At 63.2% G+C, this 20,470-nt stretch carries 16 protein-coding genes and 1 tRNA gene; 8 read left to right on the plus strand and 9 right to left on the minus strand.

Annotated elements, in window-relative coordinates:
- Positions 1-118: 118 nt before the first annotated feature.
- Positions 119-802, minus strand: coding sequence for a Crp/Fnr family transcriptional regulator (locus CK219_RS04005; protein ID WP_095765414.1), 684 nt, complete (start codon positions 800-802; stop codon positions 119-121).
- Positions 803-1,378: 576 nt separating this feature from the next.
- Here CK219_RS04005 and CK219_RS04010 point away from each other — a divergent pair.
- The 3 genes from CK219_RS04010 to CK219_RS31600 all read left to right on the plus strand — a co-directional run bounded on the left by CK219_RS04010 (position 1,379) and on the right by CK219_RS31600 (position 6,875).
- On the plus strand, positions 1,379-5,053 hold the full coding sequence (locus tag CK219_RS04010) for a S8 family serine peptidase (RefSeq protein WP_095765415.1): 3,675 nt from the start codon (positions 1,379-1,381) through the stop codon (positions 5,051-5,053).
- A complete protein-coding gene (locus CK219_RS04015; protein WP_176476916.1) occupies positions 5,046-6,569 on the plus strand; it encodes an MBL fold metallo-hydrolase in 1,524 nt (507 codons plus the stop codon). The genes CK219_RS04010 and CK219_RS04015 overlap by 8 nt, the downstream gene beginning before the upstream one ends.
- A gap of 135 nt (positions 6,570-6,704) precedes the next feature.
- Complete coding sequence (locus tag CK219_RS31600) at positions 6,705-6,875, plus strand: hypothetical protein (protein ID WP_176476917.1); 171 nt, start codon at positions 6,705-6,707, stop codon at positions 6,873-6,875.
- Between the two features lie 70 nt (positions 6,876-6,945).
- On the opposite strand, the gene CK219_RS04020 is transcribed toward CK219_RS31600, so the two are convergent.
- The 3 genes from CK219_RS04020 to CK219_RS04030 form a co-directional block, all read right to left on the minus strand.
- Complete coding sequence (locus CK219_RS04020; protein WP_095765417.1) at positions 6,946-8,094, minus strand: acyltransferase; 1,149 nt, start codon at positions 8,092-8,094, stop codon at positions 6,946-6,948.
- Between the two features lie 159 nt (positions 8,095-8,253).
- Positions 8,254-8,328: transfer RNA gene (locus CK219_RS04025), tRNA-Val, on the minus strand.
- A 126-nt stretch (positions 8,329-8,454) separates the two neighbouring features.
- On the minus strand, positions 8,455-9,135 hold the full coding sequence (locus CK219_RS04030) for a phosphoglycolate phosphatase (protein WP_095765418.1): 681 nt from the start codon (positions 9,133-9,135) through the stop codon (positions 8,455-8,457).
- A 160-nt stretch (positions 9,136-9,295) separates the two neighbouring features.
- Between CK219_RS04030 and rpiA the strand changes: the two genes are divergently transcribed.
- The 3 genes from rpiA to gor all read left to right on the plus strand — a co-directional run bounded on the left by rpiA (position 9,296) and on the right by gor (position 12,120).
- On the plus strand, positions 9,296-9,991 hold the full coding sequence (gene rpiA, locus CK219_RS04035) for a ribose-5-phosphate isomerase RpiA (protein WP_095765419.1): 696 nt from the start codon (positions 9,296-9,298) through the stop codon (positions 9,989-9,991).
- Between the two features lie 21 nt (positions 9,992-10,012).
- A complete protein-coding gene (locus CK219_RS04040) occupies positions 10,013-10,612 on the plus strand; it encodes a DUF2059 domain-containing protein (protein ID WP_095765420.1) in 600 nt (199 codons plus the stop codon).
- A 119-nt stretch (positions 10,613-10,731) separates the two neighbouring features.
- The gene (gene gor, locus CK219_RS04045) at positions 10,732-12,120 is read left to right on the plus strand and encodes a glutathione-disulfide reductase (protein ID WP_095765421.1); all 1,389 of its coding nucleotides are present in this window, start codon (positions 10,732-10,734) and stop codon (positions 12,118-12,120) included.
- 54 nt (positions 12,121-12,174) lie between these two features.
- Here gor and mgtE read toward each other — a convergent pair whose 3' ends face one another.
- Entirely contained in the window at positions 12,175-13,539 is a 1,365-nt protein-coding gene (gene mgtE / locus CK219_RS04050; RefSeq protein ID WP_095765422.1) for a magnesium transporter, read from the minus strand.
- Between the two features lie 280 nt (positions 13,540-13,819).
- Entirely contained in the window at positions 13,820-15,709 is a 1,890-nt protein-coding gene (locus CK219_RS04055; protein WP_176476918.1) for an ABC transporter ATP-binding protein/permease, read from the minus strand.
- Positions 15,710-16,084: 375 nt separating this feature from the next.
- Between CK219_RS04055 and CK219_RS31605 the strand changes: the two genes are divergently transcribed.
- Positions 16,085-16,261 carry a hypothetical protein gene (locus tag CK219_RS31605; protein WP_176476919.1) on the plus strand — a complete coding sequence of 59 codons (177 nt, stop codon included), beginning with the start codon at positions 16,085-16,087 and terminating at the stop codon, positions 16,259-16,261.
- Between the two features lie 126 nt (positions 16,262-16,387).
- Here the strand turns inward: CK219_RS31605 and CK219_RS04060 are convergent, their stop codons facing one another.
- Positions 16,388-17,068, minus strand: a complete 681-nt coding sequence (locus CK219_RS04060; RefSeq protein ID WP_095765423.1) for a DsbA family protein — start codon at positions 17,066-17,068, stop codon at positions 16,388-16,390.
- Positions 17,069-17,106: 38 nt separating this feature from the next.
- Positions 17,107-18,927 (minus strand): extracellular solute-binding protein, encoded by a 1,821-nt coding sequence (locus CK219_RS04065; RefSeq protein ID WP_095765424.1) that lies wholly within the window; start codon positions 18,925-18,927, stop codon positions 17,107-17,109.
- Positions 18,928-19,220: 293 nt separating this feature from the next.
- On the opposite strand from CK219_RS04065, the gene CK219_RS04070 reads away from it, so the two are divergent.
- A complete protein-coding gene (locus tag CK219_RS04070) occupies positions 19,221-19,841 on the plus strand; it encodes an invasion associated locus B family protein (protein ID WP_095765425.1) in 621 nt (206 codons plus the stop codon).
- Between the two features lie 94 nt (positions 19,842-19,935).
- On the opposite strand, the gene hspQ is transcribed toward CK219_RS04070, so the two are convergent.
- Positions 19,936-20,259 carry a heat shock protein HspQ gene (gene hspQ / locus CK219_RS04075; protein WP_040983419.1) on the minus strand — a complete coding sequence of 108 codons (324 nt, stop codon included), beginning with the start codon at positions 20,257-20,259 and terminating at the stop codon, positions 19,936-19,938.
- Positions 20,260-20,470: the final 211 nt, after the last annotated feature.

Consider the following 20,470-nt stretch of genomic DNA (forward strand, 5'->3'; position numbering starts at 1 on the left):
TGCGCTGAAAGCAGTTCGTTGTTTCTCGAAAGCGACGAACCGGCAGAGCAATGGCGAAGCTTCCGAGCGGACTATGGCGAGGGCGCCGAGCAAGCTACGGCGAAGGCGTCGAGCTCGCTCAGTCGTCGTCCTGCGATTCGGCGATCTGGTTCAGCGCGGCGGCGTTGGTGATGCGCAGGCCGCCGCGCTTGATGGCGATCATGTGCCGGCTGCGCCAGTCGTTCAGCGTCTTGTTGACGGATTCGCGCGTAGCGCCGAGGAATTCGCCGAGCTCCGACTGCGAAATCGGAATCCAGCCGGCAGCGTCTGCCATCACGCCGCTCAGGAACACCAGCCGCTTTGCCAGCCTGGCCTCGATACCGAAAAAGGCCTGGTCGCCCAGCTCGCCGCTGACCCAGCGCAGCCGCGTGCACAGCAATTCGATCATCGCGCGGGCCAGAGACGGGTTTTTCTCAATGCGATCAAAGAGTTGTGTCCGGCTCAGCGAAACCAGCTCGCATGCCGTTAGGCAGATGGCGGTCGCCGTGCGCGGGCGCCCATCCAGGGCTCCGATCTCGCCTACGAGGCTGCGCGACAGCTCGATATTGGCAACCAGCTTTTGCCCACCGGGCGAATAGATCGAAATCTCGACGGTGCCGCTCATCACGCCGTAGATGCGGTCGGAAGCGTCCTCCTGGACGAATAAATGCTGGCCGGCGGCATAGCGCTCAAGCTTGCAGCCGCCGAACAACAGATCGAAGTGGCTCGGGTCGATGCGCGCCAGGCGCGGCAGGTTCCTGTCGTCCGCGCCATTTGTAGCCATGATACGATTCCGCCTCTCGTTAGACGGAAATTGTAGGATAAGTGCGTGCTCGATCAAAGCGTCGTCTCCTTCTGTGGTGGCTGACCGAAATCGGCAGGTGGCGGACAGACGTTCCGTGTCACGCGTCACACGCCGAAATTGGATAAGCCGGCAAACTGTAAGGAGACCGGGCGCACTGGCGGTTGCGGGCCGATCTTGGAAACGCCATCCGCGCGCTTGGGTGGGAGGTGCCCATGCGCGCAGACAGCAAACCTGAAAATGGCTAGGTGATCGAAATTTCTCCTCGAGAACCGCATCCATATCGCAGTCCGGCAGCAGCTTCGGACGCCGTAGTCAGCTCGGGCCGTCGATGCCGCCGTTACAACATCTGAGCGCAAGCCCTGTTCAGCGTATGTGAAGGCGCTCACAGATATACGCATCTGGCGGACCGATGGTTATTTTAGAAGTGTATGGTCTTTGCTTTGCAACCGGCATGATTGCCTAGTCGGCAAATAGATCAACCGAAGTATGGCTGGAACCTTGTCTTGACTACAGGTGACGGTCGGCCGCATGGTTCATTTTGGGGAGGGGCAGGCCATGGCAGCCGCGAAGGGACTCCTTGTAAAGGTTCGCGGCGACGGCGCGGGGCTCTCGGTCCGCGGCGGGCCGCGCCGGATTGGCGGCATCGAAGCCGAGCCGATCCTCTCTCTGCCTGCCGACGCAAGCGCCGGCACGGCCGCGGCCGGGGATCGCGGCGCCACCTGGTTGCGGTTGGCCACGGACGCCGCCGATACAGACAACCCCTGGGACCATGCCCACGATCTTGTCGCCCGGAACCCGGCGCTGGCGGCCGCGGGAGCCGAGGTGCTCGCAATCGAGCCCGATATCGTGCAGCAGTGGGATTATAAGGACAGCGGCGGCGATCGCGGCATGGCGGCAAGCGCAGCTCCGGTCTGTGCATTCGACGATCAGGACCCGCAGGGCGGACAGGCGGTGGTCGCGGGGCGCATCGCCTGGAATGCCGCGCCGGACTTCAGCCAGTTCGCGGCGGCGCGCGAGAAGGTGGGCGCCAAGCAGGCCAACATCACCATCGCCCATCTCGATACCGGTTTCGATCCAGGCCATCAGACCATTCCCGCCGCGCTTCTTACAGCGCAGCAGCGCAATTTCGTCGACGACGGGACGGGTCCGAACAACGCGACCGACCACGCTCCGGCCGGCACGCTGACCAGCAATCGCGGCCATGGAACCGGCACGCTCAGCCTGCTTGCCGGCAACAAGCTCGACGGCTCCTCGCCGCACTGGCCGGGCTTCAAAGATTTCGTCGGCGGCGCGCCACTGGCGAAAATCCTGCCGGTGCGTATCGCCGACTGGGTGGTGCGGCTGACCACCGGCACCATGGTGCAAGGCATCGACTATGCGCGCAAGCAGGGCGCGCAGGTATTGTCGATGAGCATGGGCGGCCTCGCCTCGCAGGCGCTGGTCGACGCGGTCAACCTTGCCTACGACCACGGTGTGGTCATGGTCACGGCGGCCGGCAACAATTTCACCATCACGCCACGCAGCATCGTCTATCCTGCGCGCTACAACCGGGTGCTTGCGGCCTGCGGCGTGATGGGCGACGGGCGCGCCTATGCCGGGCTCTCCTTCGGCACCATGCAGGGCAGTTACGGGCCGCCGTCGAAGATGGATACGGCGCTCGGCGCCTACACGCCGAATGTGCCCTGGGCCGAGATCGATTGTCGCAAGGTGGTCGACATGGACGGCAGCGGCACCTCCGCCGCGACCCCGCAGGTCGCGGCCGCGGCCGCTCTCTGGCTCGCCGAGCACTGGGACGTGGTGAAGAATTACCCTCAGCCCTGGATGCGTGTCGAAGCCGTACGCAAGGCCTTGTTCGCGAAAGCCTTGAAGTCGACGGCCAAGATGAATGCGGCGGAGACGAAGGAGAAGATCGGGCAGGGCGTCTTGCGGGCCTTCGATGCGCTGGGCTTCCCTCCGCCGGCGGCAAACAGCCTGACCAAGCTCGCTCGAGCCACCTATACGTGGAGCTGGCTGGACCTTTTGACCGGAGGGAATTCGTTGGCGGCGCCACCACCGGCGACGCTTCGGCAGCGAACGATGTTCGCGCTGGAACTGATGCAGATGGCGCAAACCACGGCGGCAGTCGACCAGGCGATCGCCGACCCGGATGGCGATCCGGACAAGGTTTCGGCCGCGGCGCGCAACCGCTACCTGGAGGCGGCGCTCGACCAGGGCAATCCGTCGAAGCCGTTGAAGGCCTTTCTGGAAGGATGGCTGGGCCGGCCAGGCGCCAGCGTCGCGGTTCCGGCGCCAGTCATGGGCCCGGCACCGGCCATCAGGCGCAAGCCGCGGCCGCTGCCGCCGCCGCAACGGCGCCTGCGCATCTACGCGCTCGACCCGTCGGTCGCCAAGCGACTGGATTCGGTTTCGGTCTACCAGGCGACGCTTTCGGTGCCGTGGGACGACGAGCCTGAGACCGACAAGCCGCTGCTGCCCGGTCCGATAGGCGAATATCTCGAGGTGGTCGATGTCGACCCCGCGTCCGACCGCGTCTACGATCCGGTCGACCTCAACGACAAGGTGCTGCTGGCGCAGGACGGCCTGCCGCCTTCGGAGGGCAATCCGAAATTCCACCAGCAGATGGTCTACGCGGTGGCCATGACCACGATCGGCCATTTCGAGCGCGCTCTTGGCCGGCGGGCGTTGTGGGCGCCGCATTACGCCGAGGCTCCCGGCCGCGCCGGCGACATGACTGTGAAGGCGCATTACGTGCCGCGCCTGCGCATCTATCCGCATGCGTTGCGTGCCGAGAATGCTTATTACAGCCCGGAAAAGAAGGCGCTGCTGTTCGGCTATTTCCCGGCGACCAGCAATCAGGGCGACGTCACCACACCCGGAACGACGGTGTTCTCGTGCTTGTCCAGCGACATCGTCGCGCATGAGATGTCGCATGCGCTGCTCGACGGGCTGCATCGTCGCTTCCAGGAAGCGTCCAACCCGGATGTGCCGGCCTTCCACGAGGCCTTTGCCGATATCGTCGCGCTGTTCCAGCATTTCACGCTGAAGGAACTGGTCGGCTTCGAGATCGGCAAGGCGAGGGGGGAATTGTCGGCCGCCTCGCTGCTTTCCGGTATCGCCAAGCAGTTCGGCGAAGGCAGCGGCCGGGCTGGGCCGTTGCGCGAATATGGCGGCGCCGGCATGGCCGACCTCGACTACGACAAGACCTTTGAGGCGCATGATCGTGGCTCGATCCTGGTTTTCGCTGTCTACCAGGCCTTTCTTGCCATCGCCGACCGACGGACCGACGACCTGATCCAGCTTGCCACCGGCGGCTCCGGCATCCTGCCGGCGGGCACCTTGCATCCGAGCCTGGTCGAGCGCCTCACCGACGAGGTCGCCAGGACCGCCACGCAGATGCTGACCGTGTGCATCCGCGCGCTCGACTATTGCCCTTCCGTCGACATCACCTTCGGCGAGTATCTGCGCGCCCTTATCACTGCCGACCGCGACGCCTATCCCGACGATCCGCTCCACTATCGCCTCGCCTTCCTGGAATCCTTCCGCAAATGGAAGCTGTTGCCGCGCGACGTTCGCACCATCTCGGAGGAGACGCTCGCCTGGAGCGCGCCGGAGGATCCGTCGCCGGTCTGGCTGAAAGGCCTGCTCGGCAAGATCGACCTCGGCTGGAACCAGAAATTGAAGCGGGCCGAGATCTTCGCGCTCAACGACAAGAACCGCTATGCGCTGTGGAAGGCGATGCATAAGGCCTTCGCCTCCGATCCGGACCTCTACAAGCAGTTCGGCCTGCTGCCCGACCTGCCGCGCTACAATGAGGACGGCACGGTCAAGCATGCGCCCAAGAAAGGCGAGACGACGTTCGACATCTACAGCGTGCGCCCGACGCGCCGCGTCGAGCCGGACGGCTCGTTCCGCGTCGAGGTGGTGGCCGTGATCCAGCAGCGCATTCCGGTTGCGCTGGACGGCACGGCGATGCCGCAAGGCATGGCCAAGGGCGACAGCTTCTTCTGGTTCCGCGGCGGCGCCACGATCATCATTGATCCGCGCGATGGCTTCGAGGAAATCCGCTACTCGATCATCAAGAACACCGGCAGCGCGGACCGGCAGAAGCGTCAGGCCGGGACGATGGCGGCCAACTATCTCTCGCCGCTGCGAGCGCTCTATTTCGGCGGCGAAGTATCGGAGCCTTTTGCGTTGTTGCATGCCAGCGACGGAGACGACGACCATGTCTAGAAAACCGGCGGCAAGAACAAGGCCGGCAAAATCGGCTCCCGCGGCGACGCCGGCATCGGGCATTACTGTCAGGCACTACTGCCAAGGCATCGGCGACTGCCACTTGCTGACGTTCAAGAAGCCGGACGGCAAGCCGTTCCGCATTCTCATCGATTGCGGCATTCATGTCTCGATCAAGAGTGGCTCGGCGCTGGTCTCCGACATCGTCGCCGACCTCAAGAAGGAGACCGGCGGCAAGATCGACATCCTCGTCGTCACCCACGAACACTGGGATCATGTCTCCGGCTTCCTGACCGCGAAGGACCTCTTCAAGGATTTCATCGTCGGCGATGTCTGGATGGCGTGGACCGAAAATCCCGCCGACGCCGAGGCGGTGGAGATCGACAAGTTCAAGGGCCAGGCGCTGGCGGCCTTGCAGGGCGTGGGCCAGAAGCTCGACGGAATGCAGGGGCTCAGTTCTTACATGGCCGGGGTGCGCGATGGCCTGCAGTCAGTGCTCGGCTTCCAGTTCGGTGCCGCCGGCGAGCGGGTGCGCTCGGCCCGCGACTCAGCGGCAAAGCTGTCGCAAAAACCGTCGCCGACCTATTTCGAGCCTGGCGGGCCGCCAGTGACGATCGACGCATTGCCCAACCTGCGCGTCTATGTGCTCGGTCCGCCGCGCGACAAGGCGGCGCTTCGCCTCGAGGAAAAGGCGAGCGAGATGTTTCCGCTGGCCAGCGGCGGTCCGTACGCGCGGGCGCTGGCGAGCGGCCTCAAGATCAACGAGGCGGCCGATGCCGGTTACGTCGACGAGCTCAGTCCGTTCGAGCGCAATGTCGGCACGCCGCTCTCCGCGGCGCTCGCCGGCGACAAGGGGAGCGACCCGGCCATCGATATCGCCGCCTATGTGCGCAAGCATTATTCCGGGCCGGTTTCGGCCGCGGCATCCATGGAAGACCGCGACCAGTCCTGGCGGCGCATCGACGCCGACTGGATGGGGATCGCCGCTGATCTGGCCTTGCAGCTCGACCGCGGCGTCAACAACACCAGCCTGGTGCTTGCCTTCGAGTTCATCGATAGCGGCCGGGTGTTGCTGTTCCCCGGCGACGCCCAGATCGGCAACTGGCTAAGCTGGAAGGACCTGAAATGGCCGGTGGGGCAGGGCACCGTCACATCGGCCGATCTTCTGGCGCGCACCGTCTATCTCAAGGTCGCGCATCACGGCAGCCAGAACGCCACGCCGCAGAAACAGGGTTTCGATCTGCTGACGAGCTCGGACCTGTCGGCCTTCATCCCGACCAACAAGGTCGATGCGCTGAAAGTGCACTGGGGCGAGATGCCCTATGACGGCATCCTGACCGCGCTCGAGACGAAGGCCAAGGGCCGCGTCATCCGCGCCGATGATCCGTGGCTGGCGGACAAGAACGGCAAGCCGGCCTTTGCCGCGCCGTCCGGTTCGATCCAGGCGGTGCGCAGCGCCCCCCGCGATGCGGCACGCGGGCCGGGCGGACTGTGGGTGGAAGTGGATCTGGTTTAGGACCACCGGAACGCCGCCGCGCGGCAGGCGCCGATCAGTCCGGCCTCAAAGCCGATTGCGAAAAATCGAAAACCGATTTATGGAGCGAGCGGCTGAATGAGGGCGGCCACTCAACACATTGCACAAGGTCGCCCCATGCCCGATGCATTCTCCCGCGTCATCGCCTTCCTTGCCGTGGTCACGGCCCTGCTGTTTGCCGGGCTGCATTTCCATCAAGGACACATCATCGCCACGCTCTATTTCATGACCGGCGCCGTTCTGGTGACAGCGGTGACGCATATGAATGTGCGCAGAGGGCTGATCTAGAATCCGGTTGTCGGGCCATCCAAGCAGGTCGAATAGACGGTGCGTGGATTGAATCTGAGACCTTCTGTGTTCACCCACGCTGGACGGCGGCGGGCTGAAGCTTCGAGCGGAGGCGCCATGCCATTGCGTGGCCCAATCGAACGCCTGGACGTTCGACTGCCGTATGCTGCATGTGAGCCAGCGGAGTGATGACGAGGACCGAAAAGGCAAACGAGGCGAGTGCCAGTGTGATAGGAGAAACTCCTGCATTGACGGCCTTTGCGAGTAGCTCAGGCATGTTCCAAAGAGCGATCAGCACCAATGGGTGCAACAAGTAGAAGCTGAAAGAGATGCGGCCGAAATACCTGGCCACAGCCATCAGACGACCTTTCCGCAACGGAACGCCATAGGCGATCAACGCCGAGATAAAACCCGCGAAAGCCGTCTCGAAAATCACGGACCAGTTGGACCACCATCCAAGCAAGGGGCGCGAGAGTGCGAACCCGGCGACCGCGAGGGCGAGCGACAGGGCCGGACGAGGAAGGCGAGCGACTATCTTCCTTCCATAGGCACAAGCGATCATTCCGGACACGAAGGAGTAGAGGTTCCCTAACGAAACGCCCTTTCCGGGCGTTCCAGACCACTGCCCGCTGAATGACAGGCCGAGCAAGATGAGGGCGGGCAGAACCAGAGCGACAGCGCCCCATCGCCGCCAGGACCAATAGAGCAAAAAAATCAGTGGGGCCGCGATCATTTCGGTTTGGAGCGACCACATCACGCCGTTGATGTCGGTACGTAGCAACAGCGCATTGGCCATCACATTCCTGGTCGTGTAGACCTCAGCCGGCCCAAGCGACATGCCGGTCAGCAGAAACAGTCCGACGAAGATCGCGATGGTTGAAAAGATGGCAGGGTAGATGCGCAGAACGCGTCCTATGAAAAATGGGCCGGCGCTGGCCTTGAGGTCATCCGTCTGCCGACTGAGCATCATCATGAGAACGAAGCCGCTCAGGACAAAGAAAAATACGACGGCGCCGTGGCCGTTCCCGGCGATGCGGAAAGCCGCATCAAGGTAGCTTTGGCTTCGATACGAGCCCTGCACCAAAGAGACCGCTTGCCGCGTCGCATCATAATATGTCGCCTGACCGCAATGAAAGAGCGCGACCATCAGCGCGGCGACGCCGCGAGCTGCTTCGAGGCCAGGTACGAATTCACGGCGCGAGATAGCGATATCCCCCATGTCGCTGACGTTTCCCCCGCAATCTCCTCTTGATGCGCTCGGACGGCACCGGGCGGCATCCCCCGAAACCGACTGTGCCCAATTCGAGCCGCATAAGCTCCATTCCCTACGCGCATTTGCGCGGAGGTCGTCATAAGAACTGTGGAAAACCAAGGGAAATGGTGGGCGATGCAGGGATTGAACCTGCGACCCCACCCGTGTGAAGGGTGTGCTCTCCCGCTGAGCTAATCGCCCGCCTTAGGCCCGAAGACCGAAGCGAGCCGCGATATAAGGGAGGCGGGTGCGCGAAGTCAAGGCGATGTGCCAAGCTTCTCGCTCGGACCAGTTTCCGGTTTGTCAACCGTCCGATCCGAGTCCCGCTCAGCGTGCCGCCGCGATCAACCGCTCGGCCAGTTGCGGCGTCAGCGTGTCGAAATGCGAGATCACCAGAGTTGGCTCGAATTCGCGCACATGGCGGTCGGTGTAGCCAAAATCGACCGCGACCACCGGAATGCCAGCTGCCTTGGCGGTGTCGATGTCGGTCTGCGAATCGCCGATCATCAAGGCGTTCTCCGCATCGCCGCCGGCCAGCCTGATTGTCTCGGTGAGATGGCGCGGATCGGGTTTGCGGAAGGCGAACGTGTCCTGGCCGCAGATCGCGGCAAAATAGTTTGACATACCAAGCGCGCCGATCAGCGTCGCGGAATTCGCTTCGTATTTATTGGTGCAGACCGCCATCAGATAGCCGGCGGCCTGGAAACGGTCGAGCGCGGCGACGACGCCGGGATAGGGGCGCGACTTGCCGGGAATGTTCAACGTGTAATGGTCGAGGAACAGCTTCAGCAGCCGGTCGTGCTCCTCCGCCATCAGCGCCTTGTTCTGCGCAGCATGCGCGCGTTCGATCATGACGCGGCCGCCATGGCCGACGAAGCGTCTGAAGCCGGCTTCGTCGACAGCGGCGAGGTCGCTCGCCGCCAGGCTGTGGTTGAGGCTGTCGAGCAGGTCGGGCGCGGTGTCGATCAGCGTTCCATCCAGGTCGAAGACGATGATCGGGCGAGTCATGGGTGGATCCTGCGGCAATTGCGTTGCCGCAGCCGATACAGGCTGGCCCAAGTTCAAGCAAGAAGCCTCGATCGGTCCACAGAGCCTTTGAGGGCGAGCCTTTGACGGGACAGGCAAAAATGCTAGGAGGCGCGCGAAACCGGCGAAATCGGGGCTTCCCATGGATGCAAGGCAGTTGAAGGTCGAGGCCGCGCGGGCAGCGCTCGCCCATGTCGGCAGCGGCATGCGGCTTGGCATCGGCACCGGCACCACGGCGGAAGAATTCGTGCGGCTGCTGGCCGAGAAGGTTGCGACCGGCCTCAAGGTCATTGGCGTGCCGACTTCCGAGCGCACCGCAGCACTCTGCCGCGAGCTCGGCGTGCCGCTGTCTACACTGGAAGAAACACCCGAGCTCGACCTCACCATCGACGGCGCCGACGAGGTCGACCCTGAGCTGACCCTGATCAAGGGCGGCGGCGGCGCGCTGCTGCGCGAGAAGATCGTCGCGGCGGCGTCCGAGCGCATGATCGTGATTGCCGACAAATCCAAGATGGTCGGAACCCTCGGCCGGTTCCCGCTGCCGATCGAGGTCAACAAATTCGGCCTGCGCGCCACCGAGATCGCGGTACGCGCCGCCGCGGCAGGGCTAGGCCTTTCCGGCCCGGTTACATTGAGGATGACGGGAAGCCAGCCATTTGTTACAGACGGCGGCCACTTTATCCTCGATGCATCTTTTGGCCGCATTCCGGATACAAGAGCGCTGTCGAATGCTCTCTTCGCCGTTCCAGGCGTTGTCGAGCACGGTCTATTCATCGGGCTGGCGTCAACGGCCATCATCGCCGGCGGCGACGGTATCGAAACCGTCCATGCAGCCTGAAACCAGGGAGTTCTACCGACTATGATTTTGCCTAAACGAGTTCGCCGCTTTTCGACGCTTCTGGCGGCCTCGGCCGTCCTTGCGCTGTCGTCACCGGTGTTTGCTCAGGACATCAGCGAATCGCATCTGAAGGCCGCGCGCGCGGCTGTCGCGGCGATCCATGCCACGGACTCGTTCGACAACATCCTGCCGCAGGCGGCCGGCGCGCTGGAATCGCAGCTCATCCAGAAAAACCCCGACATGCAGGAACTGATCGGCAAGACCGTGACCGAGAAGGCGCTTGGCATGGCCTCGCGGCGCGCCGACCTGGAAAAGGAGGCGGCCATGGCCTATGCTAAGGTGTTCTCCGAGAAGGACCTCAACGATATCGCCGCCTTCTACAGCTCCGAGGCCGGCAAGAAGCTGCTGGATAGCGGCCCCGCGGTGACGCGCGACCTCGTCAAGGCTGCCGACATCTGGCAAAATGGCGTTGCCCGCGATCTCGCCCAGCAGGTCGGCGAGACGCTTGCGGCCGCCGCCAAGGCCAAGGCGCCGGCAGCGCCGGCTCCGGCCGCCACCGCGCCCGCCGATGGTTCCGCTCCGGCGGACAATTCGGCTCCGGCTGACGATTCGCAGAACTGATCGCTGTCAATCCGCCGACAGCGGCTGGACCACAAAGCCCGGGTTTGCCCGGGCTTTTCTTTTGCCGCTCGGCAGCCTACCTCTGAGCCCCGTCTTTCTCATTCGCAGGAGCCCAAGCGATGGCCGCTTATGACTATGATCTGTTCGTCATCGGCGGCGGCTCCGGCGGGGTAAGGGCGGCCCGGGTGGCGGCGGCTCTCGGCAAGCGCGTGGCCATCGCTGAGGAATACCGCTTCGGCGGCACCTGCGTCCTTCGCGGCTGCGTGCCGAAGAAGCTCTATGTCTATGCTTCGCAATTTCCCGAGCATTTCGCCGATGCCGCCGGCTATGGCTGGACGGTGCCCGAGGCGAGCTTCGACTGGCCGACGCTGGTCGCCAACAAGGACAAGGAGATCGCGCGGCTCGAAGCGATCTACAAGAAGAATGTCGAAGGCTCCGGCGGCGAGACCTTTCATTCACGCGCAGTGCTCGTCGACACGCACAGCCTCTATCTGGTTGCCGAGGACCGCACGGTCAGCGCCGACCAGATCCTGATCGCCACCGGCGGGCGTCCGGCGCCGCATCCGGCGCTGCCAGGCCATGAATATTGCATCTTCTCCAACGAGGCCTTCGATCTCAAGGAGCTGCCGAAGGCGATCATGATCGAGGGCGGCGGCTACATCGCCGTCGAATTCGCCAACATCTTCCACGGCCTGGGCGTCGACACCACGCTGGTCTATCGCGGCCAGGAGATTCTGAGCCGCTTCGACATGGATCTGCGCCGCTCGCTGCACGAGACAATGGAGAGGAAAGGCATCAGGATTCTTTGCCACGCGGTTTCGGAATCGGTGCGCAAGACACCGGAGGGCAAGCTGGACGTGCTGCTGTCTTCCGGCCAAACGCTGACGGTCGACCAGGTGATGCTGGCGATCGGACGTCTCCCCAATACCGAGAATATGGGCCTGGAAGGCGTCGGCGTCGAACTCGGCAAGACGGGCGCGATCGTCGTGGACAAATATTCGCGCACCAATGTCGATAACATCTGGGCGATCGGCGATGTCACGCATCGCGTGCAACTCACGCCGGTGGCGATCCACGAGGCGATGTGCTTCGTCGAGACGGCCTTCAAGGACAACCCGACAGCGCCGGACCACGACACCATTCCGACGGCTGTATTCTCGCAGCCGGAAATCGGCACTGTCGGCCTGTCGGAAGACGACGCGATCAAGCGCTTCCCCGACGTCGAGATCTACCGCGCATCCTTCCGTCCGATGCGCCACACGCTGTCCGGCCGCGACGAGAAGACGCTGATCAAGCTGGTGGTCGACGGCGCATCCAGGAAGGTGATCGGCGCCCATATTCTGGGCCCCGATGCCGGCGAGATGGCGCAGCTTCTCGGCATTCCGCTGAAGGCTGGCCTGACCAAGGAGGACTTCGACCGCACCATGGCCGTGCATCCGACCGCGGCCGAGGAGCTGGTGACGATGTACAAGCCGACCTATCGCGTGAAGAACGGCGAACGGGTCTGACCGGATCGTGGGATGCGACGGCCGCCGGCGATGCCGGTGGCCGTCAAGATGCTTCTACAGAAGCGTGCCGCGCAGGATCATCAGCGCCACCGAGAAGTAGATGACCAGCCCGGTGACATCGACCAGCGTGGCGACGAACGGCGCCGAAGCGCTCGCCGGGTCGAAGCCGATGCGCTTCAGCGCGAAGGGCAGCATCGATCCCGACAGCGAGCCGAAGGTGACGATGCCGACGAGCGCCGCTCCTACCGTCGCCGCGATCAGCATCCAGTGCGGGCCGTAGTCGTAGAAGCCGAAATACTGGCAGAGCGCGATGCGGCAGATGCCGACGATGCCGAGGATCGAGCCGAGCACAAGGCCGGTCGGCAGCTCGCGCAAGGCCACCCGCCACCAGTCGCGCAGCCCGATCTCGCGCAGCGCCAGCGCGCGGATGACGAGCGAGGTCGCCTGCGAGCCGGAGTTGCCGCCGGAGCTCATGATCAGCGGGATGAACAGCGTCAGCACGATCGCCTTCTCCAGCTCGCCTTCGTAGCTCTGCATGGCGTTGGCCGTCAGCATCTCGCTGAGGAACAGCGCGCAAAGCCAGCCGGCGCGCTTCTGGATCATGGCGAGGAAGCTCATCTTCATATAGGGCTCGTCCAGCGCCTCCATGCCGCCGAAGCGGTGCACATCCTCGGTCGTCTCCTCGATCATCGTGTCGATGATATCGTCGATGGTGACGATGCCGAGGAGCTTGCCGTGGTCGACGACAGGCAAGGCGAGCAGGTCGTATTTGGAGATTGTCTGCGCCAGGGTCTCGCGATCGGTGAGCGGCGTCACCGTCACCGGCATGCGATCGGGCGCCACCGACAGGATCGAATCCTCCGGATTGCCGGTGATCAGCCGGCGCAATCCGGTCGCCCGCAGCAGGAGATGCGTCTCCGAGTCGACGATGTAGATGGCGTAGATGGTTTCGCGGCTGCGCTCGACCTTGCGGATGTAGTCGAGCGTGCGCCCAACGGTCCAGTCGGAAGGCACGCTGACGAATTCCGTCGTCATGATCGAGGCGGCGCTGCCTTCCGGATATCCCAGAATGGACAGCAGCGTCGCGCGCAGCGGGGGCGCCAAGGCGCCGAGTAGCTCCGAGCGGGCCGGCTCGTCCAGCTCGCGCAGGATGTCGGCGGCCCGGTCGACCGACATGGCAGTCAGGAGCTTGCTCGCCTTCGAGCGCGGCAGGGCCTCGGCAAGCTCGGGTGCTGCTTCGAGCTCCGGCTGGTCGAAAATGTCGACCAGCCGCTCGAACGGCACGGCGCAGAGCAGCTCGATCGCCATCTCGCGGGATTCATGGTTGAGGGCTTCAACGACGTCGGCGACGTGATCGTTGGCAAAAACACGGGCGACGGCGATTGCTTCGTCGTCCAGTACGGGTGCGAATTCGTTCATGGCTCACTCCTTGCCGTCCGGCAGGACGTGAGCCGTCAGGTCACGTCAGGGCGGACGGCGGTTGCGTTCGACTGTGACTGTCGCCAGGCATGGCGGGCTGACCTTTCTGCTCGCGGGGTTCGAGTTTGAATTTGGCGAGCGGGCGCAACATAGGAGCGGTTTTTGCCGAGTCAATCGCGAAGAGCGCTGAAAATCGATGCGGGGACGCCGGATCGCGAGACTGTGATCGAAGGCAGCCCGAGCCGGGCCACCGTCGCCGGTCAAATGCTTGGTATGACTGCTATTTCTGCTTCAGCCGGCGGAAGCGCAGCCACTTTTCCTCGACCGGCCGGGGCTGGGCGAGAATGGTCGTGAGCTCGCGCGGCAAGCTGGGCGCAAGCGGCTTCTTGGTGGCGACGCCGTCGGCGATCGATACCACGCTGTGGTAGAACTCCTCGCCGGACAGCGAGCGCGGCGCCACCGCCTCGTGCATGACGCTGATGACGGTGACGTTCGGGCAATTGTCCTTGATCGCCTGGTGGAAGGCGATCTTACCTTCGGGATCGAGCGCGCCGGTCGCTTCGTCGAGGAACAGAAGTCCCGGCTGCTGCAGGATGATGCGCGCGACCACCAGCTTCTGCTTCTGGCCGCCCGAAAGCACCTGGTCCCAGATCTTGCCCTCGCGGCTCTCGTCGGCCAGCTGCCCGATGAAGTCGCCGAGGCCGGCCTTGTGCAGGGCCGCGGCAACCTGCGTGTCGCTGTGATCGCTCTCTGAACCCGGCAGGCAGACGAGCTGCTTCAGCGAGACCTGCTGCAGCTTGACCTCCTGAGCGGCGTAGAAGCTCGTCACGCCCTCCGGGAAGACGATGGTGCCGCGGCCATATGGCCACAGGCCGTTGATCGCCTTGATCAGCGAAGTCTTGCCGCAGCCGGATTCGCCCTTGAGGAAGGTCCATTCGCCGCGGCGGAAGCGCAGATTGGCGGCGCTGAGGAAAGGCGTCGCGTCCTCGCCCTGATGCGCCAGCTCGAGCTTCTGGATGGTCAGGCCGAACACCGGGTTCTGGGTGGCGTAGCCGAAGTCGGAGCGGCCGGTCTGCTGATAGAATTCGCGCGGGTGCTGGACGTTCTCGATGGCGTCGGCGAGCTCGGTGACGCGCTGGCTGTTGGCCCTGAGCGTCGCGATCGCCGGCATCACATGGATGAACCACGAGCACTGGCTGATCAACTGGGCGACCATTTCGGAGCCGGTGATGTAGCCTTTGTAGTCGAGACGGTTGTGGATGAACGACACGAGGCCCGGGGCGTAGGCAACGATTCGGGCGCCGACGAAATTGTAGATCAGCTCGAACGACGTGTAGCTGGTGTTGACGATATTGAGTCGCCCCCACGTCTTGTCGATGTCGACATAGAGCCTGTCATGCATCGACTTTTGCACGCCCTCGCCATGCGAGGCGGCGACGTGAAAGCTGCGGCGCAGGAATGTCGTCAGTTCGCTGCGGTAGCTGCCCTCGGCCTGCTGCATGCGCACGTTGAGCCGCTCGAGCAGCCGCCCGAGCTTGACGGCGATCCAGGTGTTCAGCGGCACGTAGATGGCGACGGCGAGGAAAGCCAGCACCGCGGTGCCGTAGCCGCCGAGGAATTCCAGGCCCTTGACCTCGACGGAGGACCCGATCAGGTTCTCGCCGATGAAATAGAGCGAAGTCGCGACACCCAGCACGCCCATGGCAAGCCCGATGGCGCCGCCGGTCATGTCCTTGATCGATTCCTGGATGCGCTGGTCGATGTTGTCCGGAGCGACGATGCCGCCGGCCGCCGAACCGTGCTGCGCATGAAAATGGGTATGGTTGCCGTCGAGCAGCGCCTGGTTGAACTGGCTGTTCAGCCAGCCCCGCCATTTGCGGTGCAAGGTCGTTGAAACGAGATTGCGCACGCCGGTGAAGCCGGCATCCTTCAGCACGACCAGCAGCACCAATATGCCGGCATTGGTCAGAATGGTCTGCAACGGGTGGGTGTTGGCGGCGTCGTGGAGGAAGGCGATCGAATTGCCCAACTCGCCCAGTGCCAAGGCGAACCAGACGCCAGCCTTGCTGGACAACGCCGTCAGCAGCGCGATGACGAATGTGAGGGTCCAGGCTTCCTTCCACCGGTCGGAGAACCAGTAGGCTCGCATCAGCCCCCAGAATGTGCGCATCGACGATACCGGCGTCAGCGACGAGGTCTTCGCCTCGTTGGATGTTTGCTCCGGTACTGTTCGTTGCGGTCTACCGACCCCAGTCACGATCCCGCCCAAACCTTTCTTAGTTTTGTTACACAGGGTAACACCAATTGATCATTTTCCATTAATTTTCTGCCAACGAATGTGAACAGGGTTACTCGCCGTGGCATCAGGGCAACAGAAAGGCTGCGCCGGGCGATCGCTACTCGCAGCGATTTCGTCTTGTATTTCAGTTTGCTAGAGCTGTTTTTGCCAGCCGGCGGCAACCTTCCCTAAGGGAAGTGGAAAACACGGGTTTGTGAATGAAAAAGAGGTGTCCGCAGGCCGCGATGACTACTGGCGGTGACCGGAATGACCGAAAATTTGCCGCCCGTGGGCTACTCAGGGTTTACCCGATTCGTCCTTTCCGGAGGCGCTGAAATGGCCGGAAATGGTCTTGTCGGCAGCGTCGTATCTGTCGAAGACGATCTCGCCGCTGCCGAAACGGACATGGCCCTCCCGGCGATCACGGCTGTTGCGGCGAGCTGACCAAGCTTGGCTACGGCAACAGCTTCTTCCTGAGCAAAGCCAAAGCGACCGCGAAAACAGGAGCACAATTTTCAGGAAAGCGCGTGGCGGTCAGGTCGGCGGCTACGGATCGCGCTGACGGAACATTCAGTTCGCGGTTTCGAGCTCGCCGCGCGCCTTGGCCTGGGCCACCTGGCGGATGGCGTCGGCAAGCGTGTCGGCATCCTGCGCGCCCATCACGGCATATTTGCCTTCGAGCAGGAAGCAGGGCACGCCGGTGATGCCCATGCGCGAAGCGGTGGCGATCTCGTTGCGGACGGCCTCAACGTCGGCGTCGGTCGGCAGCAGCGTCTCGACCACCGACGCATCCATGCCGGCCTCGCCGGCGGCCGTAACCAACACCGCATGGTCGCCGATATTCACGCCTTCCTCGAAATTCAGCTGGAAGAGGCGGCGCACCAGCCGGTTCTGCACGTCCTCGCCGGCTGCGCCCGCCCAGCGGATGACGCGGTGCGCGTCGAGGGTGTTCGGCGCGACCTTGATGGCGCCAAAGGCAAAGCTGATGCCCTCGGCTTCGCCGAGCGGCTCGATGCGCGCGTGGATCTGATGGATACGCTCCTCGCTGCCGAACTTGCCGAGCATGTATTGGCGGCGATCCATGCCGGCTGGCGGGATGGTCGGATCGAGCTGGAATGGCCGCCAGCGCACGCGCACGTCGATGTCGCTTGCAGAAGCGATGGCCTTGTCCAGCCGCCTCTGGCCGATGAAGCACCAGGGGCAGACGACATCGGACACCACGTCGACGGTGATGGTGTTCTTGGCGCTCATGCTCGTCTCCTGTTTGGTCTCAGCCGGTCGGGCCTGCCTCAGTTGGGCTTTCGCCACCAGGTCGGCAGCTGGTAGCCGAATATGGGGGTCTTTTGCGGATGTTCCAGATAGCTCCAGTAAGCGACCCATTGCTGCGTGTTGTACTGCATCGGCACCATGTAGCTGCCTGAGATCAGCAGCCGGTCGAGCACGCGCACCGCGGCGACATAGTCTTCTTTGGTGCGGGCGTTCAGCATCGCGTCGATCGCGTCGTCGATCGCCGGATCGGCGACGCCGGCGAGGTTGAACGATCCTTCCGTTTTCGCGGCGACCGATCCCCAGCGGCCGACCTGCTCGCTGCCGGGCGACAGCGAATTGCTGAAGCCGCTCGTCCCGATCAGAACCTCGAAGTCGAAGCGCTGCTTGCGCGACTGGATCTGGTCGCCGTCGAGGGTGCGGATGCCGACGTCGATACCGATCTTTTCCAGTGTGCGCTGATAGACGGCCGCCAGCCGCTCTTCGTCCTGCGACGAGGTCAGGATCTCGAAGCCGAACGGGTTTCCTTGCGCGTCGAGCATCTTGCCGTCCTGCACATGGAAGCCGGCGCTCTTCAGCAATTCGAAGGCGGTTTTGAGCACCTTGCGGTCCTGGCCTGAACCATCCGTCACGGGTGGGCGCCAGGTGCCGTCCATCACGTCCGGCGGCACGCGGCCGGGGTAGGGCGCGAGCAGCGCCTTTTCGCGATCGTCCGCAGGGTGGCCGAGCGCCGAAAGCTCGGAATTCTGCCAATAGCTCATGGTGCGGTTGAACTTGCCGCCGAACAGATTCTTGTTCGTCCATTCGAAATCGTAGAGCATGCCGAGCGCGCGGCGGACGACGGAATCGGCGAATTTGGGCAGCCGGGTGTTGAACAGAAAGCCGGTCACAACCGGGGGAATGCCGGTGGTGAAATATTCTTCCTTCACATCACCCTTTCGGAAGGCTGGAAAGTCGATGTCGCGCTCACGCTTGACCGGATCGGTCTCGTCATCGAGAGCGCAAATTCCTTTCTTGAATGCTTCCGTCTTGGCGTTGGCGTTGAGAAAATACTCGATCGTGACCTGATCGAAATTGTCGAAGCCGCGCTTCGACGGAATGTCTTTGCCCCAGTAATGCGGATTCCGCTTGAAGACGATACGCTGCCCCGGCAGCACCTTGTCCACGGTGTAGGGGCCGCTGCCGATCAGCGGCTTCAGCGTGGTCTTGTCGAACGTGTCCTTGTCGAAGGCGTGCTTGGGGACGATCGGCGTCAACGCGACGATCAGCGGGAATTCGCGATTGGCCTTGTCGTTGAAGGTGAACTTCACGCTGTGCTCGCCGGTCTTCTCCAGCTTGGCGATCATGCTCATGCGGTCGCTGTAGGGCGGGCGGCCCTTCGCGGCGAAGACGTCGTAGGTGAACAGCACGTCCTCCGGCGTCACCGGCTGGCCGTCCGACCATTTTGCATTGGGGTTCAGATGGAACTCGATGCTCTTTCGCTCCGGGTCCATATCGGCGCTATCGGCAAGCAGCCCGTAGAGGCTGAAGGGCTCGTCATAGTTTCGCTGCATCAGCGGCTCGAAGACGAGATTGCCGTAAACCGTATCGATCATCCCGCGCGCTGTGGTGCGCAGGCTTTTCAGGATAAAGGGATTGAGGTTGTCGAAGGAGCCGACGACGCAATAAGTGACGCTGCCGCCTTTCGGCGCGTCCGGATTGACGTAGTCGAAATGCTGGTAGTCGGGCGGCAGCGCCGGCTCGCCTTGCATGGCTAAGCCGTGCTTCGGCTCCGACTGTGCAGGAAGGAGCGAAAGAGCCAGAAACGAGGTCGCGGCGATCAGCCGGACGAGAACGCGGTCCATGACCGTCTCCTTGCCGGACGGCTTTGTGATTCGCCATGCACCCTAGAGCATTTCGCTATCCGATTGAATCGGCGCGCCAATGGGAATCGGGTTCCGCCGCTCCAGCGCCGATCGACGCTTGCCCTGGACATCGAACCGCGAAGAAATCGCGGAAACCGGGCTGGATTCGATGTCGCTGGCAGTGTAACACGCGCTCCGAAGTCATCCTGTTGCCTCATTTGGGCAACAGGTAGCTGGACCACACGGCACGAAGAAGCCGGTCCCCGGGATCATTTGAGAGGAAAGTGCACCATATGACGATCAACGCGTACCGCCTTTCGGTGCTGGCCGCAGGCGTGGTCGGCGTTCTGGGCGCCGGGCTTTTCACCGCCTCGGCCCAACAGCAGCCGCAGATCCCGCAGGGCTGGTTCAAGGCCTGCACCAAGCAGGAAGACGTTGACATTTGCAATGTGCAGAACATCGTCACGGCCGGCAACGGCCAGCTCGTCACCGGCGTCAGCCTGATCGAGCTCAAGGGCAAGGTGAACCGCAAGGTCTTCCAGGTCACGGTGCCGACCGGCCGCCTCGTGCCTCCCGGAATTGCGCTGCAGATCGATGCCGGCAAGGCGCAGAAGCTGGACTATGTGATCTGTTTCCCGGATCGTTGCGTGGCGGAAGTGCCGCTGAGCGACCAGCTCGTCGCTTCCTTCAAGAAGGGGCAGGGCATCACGCTCACCTCGATCAACTTCCAGAACCAGCCGAATCCGATCAAGATCGCGCTCACCGGCTTCAGCGGCGCCTATGACGGCCCGCCGCTGCAGCAGTCGGACATCGAGGACCGGCAGAAAAAGCTGCAGGACTTCGTCGCCAAGAACAATCAGGACTTCGCCAAGAAGCTCAAGGACGAGCAGGACAAGGCCAAGACCGCAAACTGATCGCGCAAGCGCGTTTCTCGGAAACAAAAGCGGGGCAAATGCCCCGCTTTTTTTTGTCCCGCGCCGCGCGCCCTGGGCGACGTTCGTTAGCGCTTCAGTGCTTAGACTGGCGCTTCGGCTCGTAGCGGCCGTCCGGCAGCTTGTCGAACATCTCGCCGATCTGCGGATGCCGCACCGGCTCGCCCGACCGGTCCTCGAGCAGGTTCTGCTCGGACACATAGGCGATGTACTCAGTCTCCGAATTTTCCGCCAGAAGATGGTAGAAAGGCTGGTCCTTGCGCGGACGCACGTCAGCCGGAATAGCCTCGTACCATTCCTCTGTGTTGGCGAATTCGGGATCGACGTCAAAGATCACGCCGCGGAATGGAAACAGCCTGTGGCGAACCACTTGCCCGATCGAGAATTTGGCCGTTTTCATCACATTCACCACTTAGGGTCCGAGGCGCCTGTCGTGGCTGCGCGCAAGGCGCCTAAGGCCTTGAATTTACACATCACCGGACCAAAAATCGACCCCGACTTTCGGCTGGTGCCTATTTGGCGCAGACGCGGCCGCAGTTCAATAGCCAACTGCTTGATCTTGGCTGAAGCAACGGGTTAGCCCGCGCGGGAGTTTTCCCGCCTGAGCGAAA

The sequence above is a fragment of the Mesorhizobium sp. WSM4313 genome (assembly GCF_002294725.1).
In the GTDB taxonomy this organism is placed as follows: domain Bacteria; phylum Pseudomonadota; class Alphaproteobacteria; order Rhizobiales; family Rhizobiaceae; genus Mesorhizobium.

What these genes read in the sequence shown, in the direction of transcription:
- CK219_RS04005 (WP_095765414.1), bottom strand. Translation starts at nt 802, where the DNA reads ATGGCTACAAATGGCGCGGACGACAGGAACCTGCCGCGCCTGGCGCGC.
- CK219_RS04010 (WP_095765415.1), top strand. Translation starts at nt 1,379, where the DNA reads ATGGCAGCCGCGAAGGGACTCCTTGTAAAGGTTCGCGGCGACGGCGCG.
- CK219_RS04015 (WP_176476916.1), top strand. Translation starts at nt 5,046, where the DNA reads ATGTCTAGAAAACCGGCGGCAAGAACAAGGCCGGCAAAATCGGCTCCC.
- CK219_RS31600 (WP_176476917.1), top strand. Translation starts at nt 6,705, where the DNA reads ATGCCCGATGCATTCTCCCGCGTCATCGCCTTCCTTGCCGTGGTCACG.
- CK219_RS04020 (WP_095765417.1), bottom strand. Translation starts at nt 8,094, where the DNA reads ATGGGGGATATCGCTATCTCGCGCCGTGAATTCGTACCTGGCCTCGAA.
- CK219_RS04030 (WP_095765418.1), bottom strand. Translation starts at nt 9,135, where the DNA reads ATGACTCGCCCGATCATCGTCTTCGACCTGGATGGAACGCTGATCGAC.
- rpiA (WP_095765419.1), top strand. Translation starts at nt 9,296, where the DNA reads ATGGATGCAAGGCAGTTGAAGGTCGAGGCCGCGCGGGCAGCGCTCGCC.
- CK219_RS04040 (WP_095765420.1), top strand. Translation starts at nt 10,013, where the DNA reads ATGATTTTGCCTAAACGAGTTCGCCGCTTTTCGACGCTTCTGGCGGCC.
- gor (WP_095765421.1), top strand. Translation starts at nt 10,732, where the DNA reads ATGGCCGCTTATGACTATGATCTGTTCGTCATCGGCGGCGGCTCCGGC.
- mgtE (WP_095765422.1), bottom strand. Translation starts at nt 13,539, where the DNA reads ATGAACGAATTCGCACCCGTACTGGACGACGAAGCAATCGCCGTCGCC.
- CK219_RS04055 (WP_176476918.1), bottom strand. Translation starts at nt 15,709, where the DNA reads ATGCGCACATTCTGGGGGCTGATGCGAGCCTACTGGTTCTCCGACCGG.
- CK219_RS31605 (WP_176476919.1), top strand. Translation starts at nt 16,085, where the DNA reads ATGACCGAAAATTTGCCGCCCGTGGGCTACTCAGGGTTTACCCGATTC.
- CK219_RS04060 (WP_095765423.1), bottom strand. Translation starts at nt 17,068, where the DNA reads ATGAGCGCCAAGAACACCATCACCGTCGACGTGGTGTCCGATGTCGTC.
- CK219_RS04065 (WP_095765424.1), bottom strand. Translation starts at nt 18,927, where the DNA reads ATGGACCGCGTTCTCGTCCGGCTGATCGCCGCGACCTCGTTTCTGGCT.
- CK219_RS04070 (WP_095765425.1), top strand. Translation starts at nt 19,221, where the DNA reads ATGACGATCAACGCGTACCGCCTTTCGGTGCTGGCCGCAGGCGTGGTC.
- hspQ (WP_040983419.1), bottom strand. Translation starts at nt 20,259, where the DNA reads ATGAAAACGGCCAAATTCTCGATCGGGCAAGTGGTTCGCCACAGGCTG.